The organism is Paracoccus sanguinis, assembly GCF_900106665.1.
Taxonomy (GTDB): Bacteria; Pseudomonadota; Alphaproteobacteria; order Rhodobacterales; family Rhodobacteraceae; genus Paracoccus; species Paracoccus panacisoli.
In genome coordinates this window covers 845,469-861,862 of sequence record NZ_FNNA01000001.1, presented here as the reverse complement: position 1 = coordinate 861,862, position 16,394 = coordinate 845,469, and the positions used below count along the sequence as shown (strand labels likewise).

Below are 16,394 nucleotides of genomic sequence, written 5' to 3'. Positions count from 1 at the left end.
GGGCTCGGTCAAAACCGCTGCTCGATGCCGATCCAGGCGGCGCGGCCGGGGGCGGTGTAGCCCCACGCCTCCTGATACTCGGCGTCGAAGAAGTTGGTGATCCGCCCGGTCAGCCGCGCGCTGTCGGTCAGGTCATAGCTCGCCGCCATGTTCACCACGGTGAAGTCGGGCATCCGCGCGTTGGCGTAGGTGCCCCAGTACTGTTCGCTCGTCATGTCCGCGACGTGGCGCAGGTCCGCCGACACCCAGCCGCGCCCGCCGAAGGTCTTGAGCGTCGCGGTCAGCCCCAGCTCATGCCGGGGGCGACGGGTGGCGGGGCTGTCGTCGGGGTTGCGGGCGTCGAGATAGGTATAGGCGCCGCGCAGCGACAGCGCGTCCGTGACCTCGTACTGGGCGGCGACCTCGACCCCCTCGCGGCGGCTGGTGCCGTCGATGTTGCGGTAGTTCGAGCCGTCGGGCAGCGGCGCGCCGGAATATTCGATGGCGTTCTCAAGCCGGTCGCGGAACCAGGTCACGTCGATCAGACCGCGCCCGTCGGGCAGGCGGTATTCCAGCCCGAGGTCCACGCTCCTGTTTTCCTCGGGAACCAGATTCGGGTTGCCGACCGTGCCGTAGCCGCCGAGCAGCTGGTAATACTGCGGGTTGACCACCCCGGTCCCGGCCGAGGCGTGCAGCCGGTAGGGCGTGCCCGCGATCTGCCACGACAGGCCGGCCGCCCAGGTCGTCTGGTCGGCCACGGTCGAATTGTCGTCGCGGCGCAGGCCGAGCTGCACGTCCAGCCCGTTGTCGAAGGCGCCGCGATACTCGAGCGCCACCGAATCGGTCTCGAGGTTCCAGTCGGACCCGCCCGAAGCGCGGTCCTTGATGTGGTCATAGGCCATCGCCACGGTCTGGCGCGCGTCCGCCACCGGGGCGTCGAGCCCATAGGTCGCGCGGTATTTCAGCGCCTCGCGCCGCCCCTCGCTGTCCACCGGGAAATCGTCGTGGCTGTCGACCTCGTTGCGCGTCTCCTGCCACGAGAGCCGGTGGGTCAGCCGCCCGTCCAGCGTCGCAAGCTCGCCCCAGACGGTGTTGATCCGCTCGCGCCGGTCGGCCCAGTAGTCGGCGTCGCGCAGGTAGTCCCTGGCCGAGGTCGCGGCAAAGTTGGTGGCGTCGTACCAATAGCGCTCCTCGGCATGGCGGGTGGCGAACCCCAGCTTCAGGTCGTCGGTCGCCTGCCAGTCGCCCGAGAACGCCAGCGTCGCCCGGCGCAGCCCGTCGCGGTCGCCGGGATCGCCCTTCGAGACGTCGGAGCTGCGGTCCTCGCGGTAGCCGGCGTCCACCTGCATCCGCAGCCGGTCGGTGACGGTGGCGTAGCTCAGCGCGCCGGCGGCGCCGTTGCCGCCCTCGATCATCGCCCGCCCGCCGGTGCGGTCGGCCTTGCGGGTGATGATGTTGACCACGCCCGAGGCGGCGGCCGAGCCGTAATAGATTGACTGCGGGCCGCGCAGCACCTCGATGCGCTCGACATCGGCGAGGTCGAGGCCGCTGAACGTATAGGGCTGGTCGCCGCCCGCGGCGTTCACGCCGTCGATCAGCACCAGCGTGTGGTTCGGATTGCCGCCGCGGATACGGATGCTGCCGGCCGAGACGCCGGTCGCGGTGATCGAGACGCCGGGCAGGCCGCGCAGCGCGTCCTGGACGGTGGCGGTGCCGCGCTGCTCAAGCTCTTCGGCGGTGATGACGGTGGCGGCGCGGCCGTAGGCGTCGGCCTCGACCGGCGAGAAGCCGCCCGAGATCACCACCGGGTCGAGGGTGACGGCGGTGATCCCGGCGGGGGTGGGCTCGCTGGCGACCTGGGCGTGCCCTGCGGCGGGCATGGCGAGTGCCGCGATCAGCGGCAGCGCAGTGGCGGCGCGCAGGCGGGGGGCAGGGTGGACGTAGGGCATCAGGCGGTTCCCGTGGACGGGGCGGGCGGTCGGCCCGCGGTTGGTGGTGGTCCGGGAATCGGTGCGACCCCGCAGACAGCAAAGATCACCGCTGCGGCAGGCCGCTTTGCCCGCACGCCCCGCGCCGGCAAAAGGGTGGCGACCGAGCAGGTCTCCTGGCTTGCGGATCATCGCGGCGGCCGGCCTTCCCGGGGGTGCGGTCCCCAGTGGCGTGTCGGCGCCGCCATCCGCGCACAGTTGCGGGGGCAGCCACGGCTGCGGGCAGGCGCCCGTCCCCCGTGTTCCCTTTCAATCCGGCGAGGCCGGAACTCGGTCGCGGCCTGCTATCGCGCCGGGGCCGGTGGCGTCAATGCAGAGCACCGCCCCGGCGGCGAATGACGCCGCGGGCGGTGCGGGGGGGACACGGGGGGCTGAGAGCTAGAGGCGAGGCCGCCAAGGTCACCTGAGCGCGCGGCGAACGGCCGGCAGGGCAGGGGGGCGGCTCAGGCGCCGCCCGTTTGGCTCAGGCCCATTCCCAGGCGACGGTGAACTCGCCCAGTTTCTTGCGGATCGCCGCCTCGTCGGCGCCGGGGGCGCGGGCGATGCGCGCGGTCAGGCCGCGCTTGCGGTCGTCCACGACCTCGCTGACCGAGCCGCCCAGATCGGCGAGCGTCGCGTCCAGCACCCGGGCGATGGCGCGGCGGCGCAGCTCGGGCTTGAAGACCTTGCCGACCGCGGTCAGCGGCAGCTCGGGCACGATGTCGATGTGCTTGGGCACCGCCGCGCGCTCGTGGATATGGGCGCGGGCATGGGCGGCCAGATCCTCTTCGGTGGCGGTCGCGCCCTCGCGCAGCAGGACATAGACGCAGGGCAGCTCGCCCGCGAAGCTGTCGGGCTGGCCGATGGCGGCGGCGCCGACCACATCGGGGTGCGACATCAGCCCGTCCTCGATCTCGGCCGGGTCGATGTTGTGGCCGCCGCGGATGATCAGGTCCTTGGCGCGGCCGGTGATCCACAGATAGCCGTCCGAATCGAGCCGCCCGAGGTCGCCCGTCCGCAGGAACCGCCCCTCGGCGAACAGGTCGCGATTCTTGTCGGTCTCGGTGTAGGTCGAGCCCTCGATGACGCCGGGGTTGGCCACGCAGATCTCGCCGATCTCGTCGGTGCCGCAGTCCTCATAGCCCGCCTGCGTGCTGCGCAGGATGCGGACGTGGGTGTAGGGCAGGGGAATCCCGACCGATCCGACCTTCTTCAGCCCGTCGACCGGGTTGCAGGACACGAGGCAGGTCGCCTCGGTCAGCCCGTAGCCTTCGGCGATCTCGACCCCGGTCGCGGCCTTGAAGCGGTTGTAAAGCTCGACCGGCAGCGCCGCCGAGCCCGAGATGGCGGTCCTGAGCGACGAGACGTCCGCATCCACCTTGCGCTGCATCAGCGCCGCGATGGCGGTCGGCACGGTGATGAGGAAGGTCGCGTGCCAGCGCTCGATCAGCTTCCAGAAATTGTCGAAGACGCCGTCGCCGCGATAGCCCGCCGGGGTCGGCATCACCATGTGCGCGCCCGAATGGATGCAGGACATGAGGATCGGATAGGCCGCAAAGACGTGGAACATCGGCAGCGGGCACATCAGCACGTCGGTCTCGTCAAACAGCAGCTCGCCGCCGAGGAAGCCGTTGTAGATCATCCCCGAATAGCGGTGCTGCGCGACCTTCGGCATCCCGGTGGTGCCGCCGGTGTGGAAATAGGCGGCGACGCGGTCCTTGGCCGGATCCTCGAAGGTCAGGCGGTCGTGCGGCTGGGCCGAGACCGCGGCCTCGAAGTCCATCACGCGGGCCTTGTGGGTCGCCTTGACCCGCGGCCGGATCAGCGGGACCAGCAGCTTCTTGACCCCGGTCAGGTAGCGGGCAAGGTCGATCTCAAGCACCGTCTCGACGTTCGGGGCCAGCGCCAGCGCCGCCGCGGCCTTCTGCGCCACGTCGGTCTTGGGCATGGCCTTGAGGGTCACGAGCACCTTGGCGTTCGTCTCGCGCAGGATGCCGGCGATGTGCTCGGGCTCGAGCAGGGGGTTGATCGGGTTGACCACGCCCGCGGTGGCCCCGGCGATCAGCATGATGGGGGTCTCGAGGCTGTTCGGCAGCAGATAGGCGACCGTGTCGGTCGGCCCGACGCCGAGCTTGCGGAAGAGGTTGGCGGTCTCGGTGACGCGCTCGTGCACCTCGGTCCAGTTGAGCGTGCGGGCGGCGGCCCGGGGGTCGGACAGAAGCTGGAAGGACAGCGCCGGACGGGTGGGGAAGCGGTCCCGCGTCGCGGTCAGGAACCGGTACATCGTCTTCGGCAGGTCGCGGTCGGCATAGGCCGATTCGGCTTCGATGCGGTCCCGATCGGCCATGCTTGCAAAGCGCGACATCCGGCTCCTCCCTCCTCACTATCCCCCAAGGTCCACGCAGCATGAGACAAATTGCGGCAGCGGGGCAAGTTCTTGTCTCTTTCGTACGCCCGGAACGCGGCGTCAGGCGGCAACCGCTCAAATCCCGCGCAATCAGCGGTTGCATCGGCGCAGGTGCGTGCCGTGAATTCGCGCCGAAGCTCGCAGGGTCGGGCAGGGCAGAGCAAGGCGCACATGATGACAGACGGGACGGGGTCGGGGACGGGTTTTGCGGGCGCACGGGCCAGGGTGCTCGGCGTGGTCGCGGCGTTAGCGCTGGTTGGCGCATCCGCCGCGCCGGTGGCGGCGCAGGGGGTGAAGGTCAGGCTGGACCTCACGACGGTGCAGGCCACCCGCCCGGGCGCCGCGCGCTGCGCCACCACGACCCCGAGCAACAATGCCACCGCCGCAAAGGCGACTTCGGCCCAGCGGAAGGGTTACGGGCTCGGTCCGCTCAAGGCCGACCCGCGTCTGGCGGCCGCGGCGGCGGCGCACGCCTGCGACATGGCGCGGCGCGGGCTGATGGCGCATCAGGGCAGCACCACGCGCGGCCCGTCGCAGCGGGTCAAGGCGCTGGGCTACCGCCCGCAGATCACCGCCGAGAACATCGCCGCGGGCCCCTTCGCGGGCGGCCAGGTGCTCTCGATCTGGGCGCAGTCCCCGGGCCACCGGGCCAACATCCTGCTGCCGCAGGTGCGCGAGATGGGCATCGGCCACGCCGTCGCCGCCGACGGCAAGACGGTGTTCTGGGCCGCGGTCTACGCCGCCCCGCGGTAATCCGTTCTCTCCTGGTCGAAGGATCTTCGGGGGGGATCTCCGGAGGGCGATGGGGGGCGGACAGCCCCCTTTTCGCATCACGTCCGGCGCACGGGCAGCCGTGTGTATGCCCGTCCGAAAGGGACAAGTGATGCGCTGGAACTTTAGCGAATAGCGCCGCGTCTACTACACTGTATCGAAAGAAGATAATTTCTAGAGGTGGATTGAAAGGTGGATCGGCAAGCGGACCCGAGAAGGTGGATGCGATGCGCGCAACGAACCGGCTAAGCGCGAGGGGACCAGCCTCCCTAGCCCGGCAGGTACCGCAATGGTGGACCGCTGTAAGTGCACACGCGATAGGCTGGCGGCGCCCATCGAGTTCTGCGGCTTACTGTTCAAGGCCGTCATCAGAGAGGTGTATCGGTGCCTTATCCTCCGGTCACGCTAGCTGAGGCGCGGCGTACCGCAACAGATGCCCGATCGCTTACGCTGGCCGGCCAGCACCCGATCCGCGAACGTGAGTGGAGGCGTCGCGCTCCTACTCCAGCGTCCGATCTACCGCAGATTGTTATCCGCGATACGCTGCGGCCGATCTGGCACGAAAGGCAGCTATCGCGCTGAAGGCACTCAACCGGCTGCCCATCTGTTTGGAGCATGCTGCAACGCTCGGCGTCGAGATGGATGTGCAGGCGACCGAAAATTCCCAAGCATTGCTCGGCAAGTCACGCCACAAGCACGAGAACACACTTGCCCTATCGCCGCGAGGAATGCCGGCCTTCTGTGAAGGGTCCGATGTATTGGACGCCGAAAGGGGTGCGGCATGAACACGCTGGACGGCAGGCTGCAACTGTCTGAAGAGGAGTTCGGGATCTCGCCGTCTAAGCCTTGAACTGCCGAAATCACCAGGATGTAGCGCTTGTTGTGCGAGCAGTTTCGCGAAGACCTCGCCAAAGGTCCGGGTCTCGGCACTCGACAAGTTGCTAAACGAGCAGAAAGGGAAGTCCGGCGCCGCGTTAAGTAACGAGCGCGAGGACCTTTTCGAGTACGTGGAGCCGGCGAACCATTCGGTGGACAGTAGGACGCTGCTGGACGAGCTGGAGTCGACCATCCTGCGGTTCGCCATCCTGCCCGATCATAGCGCTCCGCTCACGGCCCCATGGGTGCTGCACGCGTGGGCGCATGTCTCTTTCGACGTCAGCCCGGTTTTATGGATCGTCTCGCCTGAAAACGCTGCGCAAGGCCACGGCCCTGTCGGTTATCTTGGCGTCGGTCCTGTTCCGCGTGATCGAGAGGTACAGTCCGACCGCGCGAATCGACGGGGTCGACAACTTCCTTGTCGAAGACGAAAACTGCGACATGCGTGGGATGCTCAATGGCGGGCCCAATCGGATGAGCGCCTAAGTCCGGCGTTCGGTCGGCGACGACCACGAGCCACGCCGCTTCAAGGTCTGGGGACCGAAGGTTGTGGCGATGATCGGCAACCTGCCCGGTACCCTGGAGGACTGCGGCCTTGTCGTGCGCCTGCGCCGCAAGCGCGACGGGGAAACGGTCCAGCGCTTCCGGGCCGGCCGGATCAAGGACTCCTTGCCGCTGCGACAACGGGCCGCCTGATGGTCCAAAGGCAATGCCCTGACCTTCGGGAACACTTATCCTCAGGTCCTCGACGACCTTGAATGACCGGGCCGAGGACCACGCCCGCCACATCTGCGCGCTTGCCGATGATGTTGGTAGCCGGTAGTCGATGACACTCCGCCTCATTCGCCAGAATACACCAAGATGTCCAGGACGATGAACCGCAATCCGCAAGCGTCCCGCTATTGTGCGCGACCTGGCGGAGGTGTTCGCGTCAAAGCGTTCCGGGCGGATCTGCAGCACGGAGCTGCTGAACGCACTGTGCGCACCGCAGGAAAGCCCTTGAGCCGAATGGCGTGGTGGGCCTTCTCTCTCAACATGTGGCATCGCAAAACTGCTGAAGCCTTACGGCATTGAGCGGCGGCGTGTCTCGAGCCAAAGGTTCTATCGCCGCTCGGACTTTGAGGACGCATTCGGGCGGTATATCTCTGACGTTATGAAAATAAGCATCACCAGTTTCACAGGCGTCCTCAAGCGCGCAGCCGAGCTTCCGGATGACAAGGGGTGCTGAGGATCGACCTCGTCCTCGCGAGCACTGGGTTCTTCGTTAACGAGTGCGATCATTGAACGCGGGCACCTCGACAAAGAACGGGCTCAGCGGAACCGGTTTCAGAGCGTGACCATTGCCTGCGGCTGAGGCTGTCGGCCAGAGTGCGGCGAGATGAATAGGGAGTCGGCCGTGGCGGAAGACCTGAAGTCTGGGCTTGTGGTGGCAGTGGCGGTGGTGGTCATCGGCGTAGTGGGCGGGGTGGCGTGGCGGCTAGTCGGGCCTGGGGGTGGCGGTCGAGCTGCACCCCCGCCAATTGTGACCCCTGTTGTCGCTGTGCCGGTGTATCAGCCCTCTGGGCTTGAGGCGGTCATCGCGGCTGCTGCGGTGCCCGCCGTTCGCGACCGCCTCCATCCCGGGCACCCCGAGGCCACGCACGCGCTCGCGGCAGCCGTGCAGGTGGTGCGAGCGGCGGCGCCGAGCAATGTAGACATCGACAACTACCTGCTGCCTCATCTGGATGGCCCGTTGTGGGCCGCCATCGCGCCTAAGGCGCTGGCTGACATGGACAGGTGTCGCGCGGACGTCCGTGCGTGCCTTGCACTCGCAGCGGCGCGCACGGTGGCGGCCGATGCAGACGGGTGCAGGCTGCAAGCCTACGCTGTCGGGCTGGCCGCGCCCACCGAGGCGGTAGCCGAGTTCCAGCGAACGCTGGGGCAGGGCGCGCTCGAAAACGACCCCGAGCGCTGCTTAGGTGGAGTGCTGGCCGGCATGGCGGTGGCGCGGCCAGTCACGGCGATGACGGATGTGCTTGAGGATATTGCCGACACCAAGGCGCGGGTGACCCAAGCCGGTGTGGCGAGTGAGCACCTTGCTGCGCGCGGCCGGGCGGCGGAGGTGCGGCATCTGCTGACTGAACTCGCCGGGGGGGCGGCAGCGACGGGGGCGGGGCGTGGGGATCTGCTCAACTTGCTGGCGCGTTATGCGGTAACTGATGCTGGCCTTGAAGTCATTGGCACAGCGGAGGCCAACGAGGACTGGGTGAAGGAGATGGAGCGGTTCCGGCGTGATCTGCGCCACCACGACCATGAGTCTGAAGCCGCCGAGGTCGCTGCGCGAATCGAGGCAAAGACCGATAGGAGCGCTCTGGGAGCGCCGCTCCGTCAGGCGAGCAAGCTCGGAGGGTTGATCAAGCGGACGGCAGGCGACGGGCTGGCCACTGCGGGGCGACTGTTTGACGAAGACGACCCGGCGCCGACCGCGTGGCCCGTGGACGATGCCCCGCTGATCCCCGAAGCCATCGCCCGCCTTCCAGCGGATAAGCAGTTCGCGGCCTACAAGGTTATTCTTGGCCGCGGTGATGTGGCGACGCGCGCGGCCGCGGCTGAGCTCATGGCGGCAACTGCAGAGGAGTGGAGTGAGAACATGGCGGAGGGGCCTGTTATGACCGACCTCGAATGGAGCGAGGTGGTTCTCGCACAGGTCCGGGCCAGACGGGACTGGCCCGCCGCCGCAGCGCTTGAGCGGATTGAGGATCTAGATCTGCGCGCACGGACGGCGGCGCAGGCTGTTATCGACTGGCAGACGCAGTCCCCTGCACGGGTGCCGCCGCCTGCCCAGCCGCTGCTGCCAACCCGTTAGCCGGGGCGTCGGTCGTGACCGGGCAGGCGGGCGTGGCCCCCGCGTCCCACTCGGCGGTGGTCATGGACACCATGCAGGGGCGGCGCCTATCCAACTCAGCCATCATGGCGTGCGTCTGAGCGGCCAGATCAGCCTTCAGCGCATTGCGCGTCCGGGGGAGGCTGGCGCGAAGGTCAGCCTCAAAGGCATCGCGGCCCCACCATTCGGCCAACTCGACGCTGATCTTGTCGGCCGCGAGGTACGTCAATATGCCGCCGGCGACGCCACAGGGTACTGCCCCTAACCCGGTGAACCCGCAGGCCGCGGCTCCTATAGACGCGCCGGTGCCGAATGCCCCTGTCTGGCCGAGGCCAAACCGGACCGCCAGCCCGCTTGTAAGCCGCGCGGCAAGGGAGCGGCCTACCTGCTGCGTGACCGATCGGGCCAGCATCGTGCCGGCGGCGACGCCTAGCGCACTACCGACAGGCACGGACACCCGCAACCGAGCTGACCGATCGGCGGCCACGGTCTGCGATAGCTCACCGGACAAATCTACCGCTAGGTCAAGCCCCTCGGCCTGCGCAAGCGCCTCTAGGCGCGTACGGAACGCCTCCGAAAAATGCTCCGGTAGGCGATGCGCCATGAGCCTGATGGAGCTGTCCACTGGGTCGGTCAAGGGTGCGAGCAAGGCTCGGGCGCGCTTGGTCGAGAAGGCCGCTGCCAGTTCCACCCACTGGCCGGTCATGGAGTAGTGGCGATCCGCAAAGGGGGCGATGGCCTCCTCGACCACCTCGAAGGCGCGGTCAATCTCGGCATTCGTCCACGCTAGTGTGTCGGTGTAAGCGCCAGCGTTGGCGCTCACGATTAAACTGTCGGCCTTGGCGGCGATGTCGCCGAGAATGATTTCGGGTACCGCCAGGGCTACCGGCGGTACTCGCCAATTGGCGATGCCCATAGCGGCCAACGCCGCTAGTCCAAGCCCAACGATGAGGCCGAGCGCCTCGGCGCGCAAGGGGTTCCGGGGGACGGAAGCTTCCGGCGGCGGGCTCTGGCTCATCTGGGCCTCGCAATGCTGATGGTGAAGGCGTGGACGACCGTCAGGATGGCGCGCACGGCGACAACTGCCATCAAGATGTCCTCGAGGTGGTAGAGCCAGCCTACTCTAACCACGCTGCGTAGGGAATCGAGCGCCATTGCCCGCAATCCGTCAAGCACGGCCAGCCAGCCGAGTGCGGTGCCTGTCAGATCGTTGCCTCGCGCCGCGGCCGTCTCTTGGCCGAGGGCCAGTGCAGCGGTGAAGGTAGGGGGAATCGTGACGACGATGTCGGGCACGATCAGCCACAGGATCAGAACGCTGGCCGCGAGGCCGCAGGTCCAGCTGAGCATGCCCACGGCCCAGAGACCGTTGAACGGCGCTTGCAGGTGCCGGCTCCCGAACCAATCCGCGAGAGGGTGGTGTAGCGCGGCCGCAACAGCTGCTGCAGAGGGGGCGAGCACCAGCGCGCGGGGCGGCGCGGTCAGGGACCACAGGGCAAGCGTCACCGTCGCCCCCACGGCGTAGGTCCCGGCACACAGAACGACGCGGGTTCGGCCCGTCAGCACGCTTCCTAGCAGTGAGCCCGGCAGTGCCACGACCTGCGCCCTGCGCCGGGCCGCGGGCAGGTGAGAGCGTATGTGCGCGATGAAAAGCCCGGCGAGGAGAATAACGGGCAACGAGAGTTCGCAGTCGCCGGGTGGGTTCCACCCCCGCCACAACCCCGCAAGCACAAGGAGCGCCGTGCAGGGGACGAGGCCGATCGCTAGATGTGTCACAATGCTCAGCACGAGCGTTACCCATCTGTGATGTTGCTATGCGCCGCTTGGCTGGGAAGCTCAAGAGGGACGCCGCTCTCGATGCCCAATATCCTGATGCAGCGCAGGAGGGGTGAATCGTGCCGCAATCTCACCGACGCCAGCGAAGGTATCGTACCGCCATAGCCATCCGCTAAAGACATTGGCGAGGCTAGCTTGTCTTGAGGAAGTCATCGACAAACTCGGATAGTGGAGTGACACCGGTGACTAGCAGCTCATCCCTCGCTCTAGTACATGCAACGTAAAGGAGATGACGTTCCGTGTTGTAGACCTCTTCCAGGTCCGCGTGGTCGGCGACCGACTCAATCCGCTCCGCTTGTGGGATCACCTCGTCGTCGCATGCCATCACCACCACCGACCGGAATTCCAATCCCTTGGCGAAGTGCATCGTACTCAGGGCGATCGCCCCGTCCCCCACTTCGATCTTTTCGCTAAGTTCAACCGAGCGAACACCCGCCGCTTTCGCGGCAGCACGCGCACGTTTCAATTCCGCGTCGGACCTGACAAAGACACCAATCTCATGCGGCGCGCACCCTTCCGCCAGTCGGGCCGTGATCCATTCCGCAACTGTGCCGCATTCGTGATCCTCATCGCTACAAGCCATGACTGATGGTGGAGGCCCATCGAACATTGATACCGTACCACGCCTCCCCTCTGTGTTTCCGTCAACATCCGAGACCGTTGACGGCAGGAGCCGATCGGCATGTGTTCGGATCTGGTGAGAGGTGCGATAGTTGATTCGCAGCGTAAAGGATCGTCCGCGAACATCGAGGCCAAGTGCTTTCCACGAAAAGGGTTGCTGAAATATGCGCTGGCCGAGATCGCCTGCGAAGAAAAGGCCGTCGCTGCGTGCGGCTGCGAGGGCGGCGAAGAACCTAGCCTCTGTCACACCCAAGTCTTGCGCCTCGTCGATTACAGCGAAGTCGTAGGGGCGCGAATCGCCTTGGCTGAGAGCGTCTGTCACGCGGCCGAACACATCCGACCATGTCATCAAGCTACGGTCTCGCAGCCTCGCACGGACCCGATCGAAGATGGCCCAGAGGGTTTCACGCTGCTTGCCGCCGATCCGGGTCTTCCTGCCAAGCCGCGAAACATCGCGGTAGTCCGTCCATGATCGAAGCTGCCAGGCGTCGACAACATCATTCCACTCTCCGATCAGGAATTGGGTCGAGAAGCTGTGCCCGTCGACTTCGGCCGCAGCCTTGACGATAAGAGATCTGATCAAGGCGGACGGAGCGATCTGAGGCTGCCCGAAAAGTTTGGTGTGGATGTCGTAACCGACTGCCGAAACCGGCTTCACCACGATTCGCGCTGCAACAGCTGGCTCATTGCCCACCAGGCTGTCCATTTTGCGCCGCAGGGCGTTCGCAAGCGGCTTTGAAAACGTTGTTACAGGACTCTTGCGGAAGGATGGGCACGGGCAAGATGAACCGCACGATGAAGGGCAACGATGGTTTTGCCCGTACCGGCCGATCCCGAAACCCGCGTTGGGCCCGAAAAGGATCGCTCGACAAGGTCGGCTTGGGCCGGGTGTAAGAACACCGCCCACTTGTCCCAAGGATAGTCGAGCGCCTGCTTCAGTTCTTCTGCATTGGTCAAAACGCGGAAGCGGCGCTGCGCGTCGGGGTGGGCAAAGGGATCGGCTTCGACCGGCGCAAGTTCGGGCGGTTCCGGCTCCTCGCCAACTGCCAGTTTCAGGAGCGCCTCCTGCGCCTCTTGCGGCAAGTGCTCGATCAGGTCGAACAGCGTGTCCTCGGTGGCGGCCCGAACGTCGCTTACCCATTCCTCGGGCACACCGAAGGCCATCAGTTCGAACTTGCGCAGATTGTCGAACAGGAGGGCCGCGGGCTTTGTGAGTGGCGCTGGTGTAGCGGCCACCTCTTTGGGCTTGAATATTTCTACCTCTTCAACCCGCTCGCGTACCTCCACCAACTGCATGGCGCCGGTCGTCGGATGTCGTTCGATCTTGCGGCGTTCGGCCCATTTGTAAGCGTTGTCGTGGTGGTCGACGTAGACCAGTAGGATGCTTGCTGCCGTGCGATGGACGATGATACGGATGTCGGCGTTTGCCCGAACCGACCAGAAGTTCGGATCCTTTGCGCGGTCCAGTTTATGGAAGGACAGTCCATTCGAGGTCGGGTCCAGTTGCAAGTCGAAAGCAGCGGTTTTAGCCGCCTTTTGCTCTTGCGCCGTCAGGCGACCGAGACTGTCGGTGAAGGTGTCGGCGATCCGGAACTCCATCACTGATCTCCTGCCTCAGCGTCGTCCTCCTCCGCGGGCACACTGTCCCATATGTCCTTGATCATATCAATCTGAGAGGGATAGACATTCTTGAGGTCTCGATACTGTGAGAATTTCTGCGCCGCCCCAAAGTTTGGACCTCTCCGATTGAGTGGCGGCTCCGCACTAACTATTATTATTCCTTCTAGTGAGTTGAGTACTTCATTAAGTTCAAGTCCATTGGCGTCGACTTGATTCTGCAAGACATACCTGTCGCCCTCGTGCAGAAGTCCTTTTAGACCAAACCATGAGAACTTGGTCCACCTCTCAGAGAGAGGGTCGTTCGTGTGGCTTCGAAGCCTTCCGAATAGAGTTGCGTTTCCGAACCCAGCTTGTCCGGTATAAAGCAGCCTGAAGTTATCGTCATACAGGCAGTAGATACCGACTTGATCACGAAAGTTGACCTGTTGCTGTCGCCTTTCGACTAAGTGGCTGCCGATTAGGTGTCCTCGTGGGCTTCCTCGCCGACCGCCAGGATTCCAGTGAACCGCCTCGCGCTTCCAGAATAACCCATAGTTCTTGATCATCACTCTACCGCAAACACCTTCATCACCTCATCTCCGAGGTGATTGATCACCTTCACCGCGATCCGCCCCGACTTCGGCTTTGGGAAGGGGCGCGAGGTGTCCGAATACAGGCTCTCCCACGCCTCCTCGTCGATCTCTGCCTTCAGCGTGGTCTTCAGCGCCTTGTAGGGGTCGTTAGCGCCGAGGAAATAGGCGTGGCGGACGAAGAACGACTCCTCGTTATAGTCGGTGTCCAGCATCCACAGCGCGATTCCGTCGGTGCCTTCGCTTTGCACCTCACCAGTCTGCGGCTTGAACACGTCCACGCCGAAGACCTGAACCCGCACCATGCCCTCCCCGTCATCCGTGATGCGTATGTCAGGCTCGCCGAAGATCACGAACAGGTTGCCTGCGCCGGTGGATTTCAGGTCGCCGCCCATATGGAGGTCCGGGTTCATCCGAGCCTTCAGCACGCGGATGCGGCCGAGCTTGTCGAATTCGGAACTGTGGGCGTCATAGTTGAAGGCGCAGCAGATCAGAACGTCGAAACCGGCGTCGCCTGCCTCGCGGGCTGCGGCGACCAGATCGGGACGAGAGACGGTGCCGAACTCGGGCCCGATGAACACGCCCGCGCGACGCTGGGTGTCGCCTTCCATGAAGGCGCCCTCGGCCGCCACCCACTTGCCGGGCCAGCCCTTGAGGCTGGTGAAGGTGATCCGGTCCTCCTTGTGCGCCTGCTGCACGCCTGCGGCTTTGAGGTTTTCCAGGATCATGTGGGCGAAGTCGGTGACGTCGCGCGGGGCCTCGGCGGCCCTGCGCTTGCCCTCGGCGGCATCGTGCAGGTCGATCAGCTCGTCGTCCCAGTCCACGGCAAGTGTTCGGTGTGGCGAGAGGCTCTCGACCGTGAAGGGCCCGGCGACACGGAACTTGTCCTTGTCGGCGAAGGGCTTGTCGTAGAGGTATTCGAAATCGGCCTTGGCGGCGATGGAGGCGTCGATCTCCTTTTGCCGGGCGATGCGGGCCTCCCAGAACGTGGCCAGCGCCGCCTTGGCGGGGGTGGGCCAGTCGGCGGGGGCCTCGCGCGGGATTTCCCATTCCATCAGGCCGTTTGCCGGGGCCATTTCGCCGGAGGGGAGCTTGACCTCACCCCCCGCGGTGAAGTCGATCTTCGCGCCCGCGCGCCCCCCGGTTTCCACCTTGAAGGGGGGGCGGTGGCCGCGCAGCGCGGTGTTGAGGGCGGTGATGGCGTCTTCGACGGCAGGTTGGAGCCTGTCCCAGATCACGTCGATTTCGGCGTTGTTGGCGATGGATTTCAGCGTGATGTGCGGCACGCGGTCATAGACGAAGCCTTGGCGGATGCTGCCGTGGGTGGGGGTAGATCGGGGGACGGAGCGCGTGACCTCGGCCTCTTTCTGCTGGCCTTCGGGGCTGTCGGCCAGCAGGTAATAGGGATAGCGCGCGCCCATCAGGCGGGACCGGGCGAGGGCGATGGCGACACGGCTGGTGTCGATGGTGATCCAGCGCCGCCCCCATTGTTCGGCGACATAGGCCGTGGTGCCCGAGCCACAGGTGGGATCGAGCACCAGATCGCCGGGGTCGGTGGTCATCAGGATGCAGCGTTGGACAAGTCGCTGAGCGGATTGCACAACGTAGATTTTGTCCTCTGCAAAGCCAGTGAAGAGGACGTCTCGCCAGAGGTTATTGATTGGCGATACCCCAAAGTCATTGAGGTATCGACGATACATAAGCGTATTTCCGATGGGCTTAAGGCGAGATGCGAGGGTCAGATTCTTCATCCCTGCCGCATTCGTCTTCCAACCGCCTTTCTTTGGCTGAAACCCGTTTCCCTCAACAAACGTGCGGAAGGTAGTTGTTACGGCCCCAGTAGGGCTGGTCAAGTTGTCAGAAGCAAAGACATCGTTATTGTCGGGAATTCCTTCGACCTGGGAAAGGCGAACATCTTTCATGGCATCACGGATGCGGCAGTTTACATACTGCGTGGTTCCTTCCTCCCCGAGTAGTTTCTCCCGGTAGAGTTGGCGATACTTCACAACTTCTTTCTTCTTGGCGAACCAGACGACGTAGTCTGTGACGGCTGCAAGAACGTCTGTGCCGATAGCGGGGCTCCCGGCGCCGGAAGTCTTCTGCACCATGATCTGGCCGCAGAAATTCTCGTCCCCAAACACCTCATCCATCAGCCCCCGCACGCGGTGAACGTTCTCGTCGCCGATCTGCACGAAGATGCTGCCGCTCTCGGCCAACAGATCGCGCGCCACGGTCAGCCGGTCGCGCAGGTAGGTCAGGTAGGAGTGGATTCCGTCCTTCCAGGTGTCGCGAAAGGCGCGGACCTGCTCGGGTTCGCGCGTCACATGGGTCTTGTCGCCATCCTTGACGTCGCGGCTGGTGGTGGACCACTGGAAGTTGGAGTTGAACTTGATGCCATAGGGCGGGTCGAAATAGATGCACTGCACCTGACCGCGCAGCCCCTCGCGCTCGGCCAAGGATGCCATCACCGACAGGCTGTCGCCGCTGATCATCCGGTTCGACCAGTGCTGGTCGTGCTGGTAGAACTCGGTCGCGGCCTCGGCATCGGGCAGGCCGTTGAAATCGGCGAACATGTCGACCTGCGGGGCGCCCTTGGCCGCTTTCGCGCGGTCGGCGCTTTCGCGCTTCAGGTCGTCGATGATGACCTTGGGATGGACCTTTTCCTGAATGTACAGCGGCGGGGCCTGGACGATCAGGTCGGACCAGTCCTGCTCATCCTTGCCGCGCCAGACGAGCTGCGGGTCAAGGTCACGGTTGCGACGTTCGTACGCAAGCTGGATCGGTGTCTTGTCCTGATCCCGCATCAGGCTTTCGAACTCGGCCGTCGGGATGTTCTTGCGCGTGGCGACGTGGGTGAGGGTCTCGACCTCGATGGGTTTCTTGGCCAT

The 16,394-nt window shown here is 65.3% G+C and carries 10 protein-coding genes and 1 riboswitch; of the genes, 3 read left to right on the top strand and 7 right to left on the bottom strand.

All coding sequences use genetic code 11. The features are described from left to right. Positions 1-8 precede the first annotated feature (8 nt). Both BLW17_RS04225 and BLW17_RS04220 read right to left on the bottom strand, forming a co-directional pair. Positions 9-1,928, bottom strand: coding sequence for a TonB-dependent receptor plug domain-containing protein (locus BLW17_RS04225; protein WP_052176337.1), 1,920 nt, complete (start codon positions 1,926-1,928; stop codon positions 9-11). A 128-nt stretch (positions 1,929-2,056) separates the two neighbouring features. Further along, positions 2,057-2,256, bottom strand: a riboswitch (cobalamin riboswitch). 174 nt (positions 2,257-2,430) lie between these two features. Next, the gene (locus BLW17_RS04220) at positions 2,431-4,311 is read right to left on the bottom strand and encodes an acyl-CoA synthetase (protein ID WP_036733005.1); all 1,881 of its coding nucleotides are present in this window, start codon (positions 4,309-4,311) and stop codon (positions 2,431-2,433) included. Between the two features lie 216 nt (positions 4,312-4,527). On the opposite strand from BLW17_RS04220, the gene BLW17_RS04215 reads away from it, so the two are divergent. From BLW17_RS04215 to BLW17_RS04205, 3 genes are all read left to right on the top strand, one after another. Beyond that, positions 4,528-5,106, top strand: coding sequence for a CAP domain-containing protein (locus tag BLW17_RS04215; RefSeq protein WP_081969118.1), 579 nt, complete (start codon positions 4,528-4,530; stop codon positions 5,104-5,106). Between the two features lie 1,449 nt (positions 5,107-6,555). Continuing rightward, a complete protein-coding gene (locus tag BLW17_RS18055; RefSeq protein WP_156116117.1) occupies positions 6,556-6,696 on the top strand; it encodes a hypothetical protein in 141 nt (46 codons plus the stop codon). An 844-nt stretch (positions 6,697-7,540) separates the two neighbouring features. Next, positions 7,541-8,845: a hypothetical protein gene (locus BLW17_RS04205; protein WP_074826105.1), complete on the top strand. Its 1,305-nt coding sequence runs from the start codon at positions 7,541-7,543 to the stop codon at positions 8,843-8,845. Here the strand turns inward: BLW17_RS04205 and BLW17_RS04200 are convergent. The 5 genes from BLW17_RS04200 to BLW17_RS04185 form a co-directional block, all read right to left on the bottom strand. Next, positions 8,775-9,881: a hypothetical protein gene (locus BLW17_RS04200; RefSeq protein WP_036734646.1), complete on the bottom strand. Its 1,107-nt coding sequence runs from the start codon at positions 9,879-9,881 to the stop codon at positions 8,775-8,777. The genes BLW17_RS04205 and BLW17_RS04200 overlap by 71 nt on opposite strands. Beyond that, entirely contained in the window at positions 9,878-10,456 is a 579-nt protein-coding gene (locus BLW17_RS04195) for a hypothetical protein (protein WP_139305901.1), read from the bottom strand. Before BLW17_RS04195 ends, BLW17_RS04200 begins: the two co-directional genes overlap by 4 nt. Positions 10,457-10,826: 370 nt before the next feature. Further along, a complete protein-coding gene (locus BLW17_RS18460; protein ID WP_231572807.1) occupies positions 10,827-12,023 on the bottom strand; it encodes a 3'-5' exonuclease in 1,197 nt (398 codons plus the stop codon). 41 nt (positions 12,024-12,064) lie between these two features. Continuing rightward, positions 12,065-12,916 (bottom strand): type II toxin-antitoxin system RelE family toxin, encoded by an 852-nt coding sequence (locus tag BLW17_RS18455; protein WP_231572808.1) that lies wholly within the window; start codon positions 12,914-12,916, stop codon positions 12,065-12,067. A 565-nt stretch (positions 12,917-13,481) separates the two neighbouring features. Continuing rightward, entirely contained in the window at positions 13,482-16,394 is a 2,913-nt protein-coding gene (locus tag BLW17_RS04185; protein ID WP_036734651.1) for a site-specific DNA-methyltransferase, read from the bottom strand.

What these genes read in the sequence shown, in the direction of transcription:
- BLW17_RS04200 (WP_036734646.1), bottom strand. Translation starts at nt 9,881, where the DNA reads ATGAGCCAGAGCCCGCCGCCGGAAGCTTCCGTCCCCCGGAACCCCTTG.
- BLW17_RS18055 (WP_156116117.1), top strand. Translation starts at nt 6,556, where the DNA reads ATGATCGGCAACCTGCCCGGTACCCTGGAGGACTGCGGCCTTGTCGTG.
- BLW17_RS18455 (WP_231572808.1), bottom strand. Translation starts at nt 12,916, where the DNA reads ATGGAGTTCCGGATCGCCGACACCTTCACCGACAGTCTCGGTCGCCTG.
- BLW17_RS04215 (WP_081969118.1), top strand. Translation starts at nt 4,528, where the DNA reads ATGACAGACGGGACGGGGTCGGGGACGGGTTTTGCGGGCGCACGGGCC.
- BLW17_RS04185 (WP_036734651.1), bottom strand. Translation starts at nt 16,394, where the DNA reads ATGGCCAAGAAACCCATCGAGGTCGAGACCCTCACCCACGTCGCCACG.
- BLW17_RS04225 (WP_052176337.1), bottom strand. Translation starts at nt 1,928, where the DNA reads ATGCCCTACGTCCACCCTGCCCCCCGCCTGCGCGCCGCCACTGCGCTG.
- BLW17_RS18460 (WP_231572807.1), bottom strand. Translation starts at nt 12,023, where the DNA reads ATGGACAGCCTGGTGGGCAATGAGCCAGCTGTTGCAGCGCGAATCGTG.
- BLW17_RS04220 (WP_036733005.1), bottom strand. Translation starts at nt 4,311, where the DNA reads ATGTCGCGCTTTGCAAGCATGGCCGATCGGGACCGCATCGAAGCCGAA.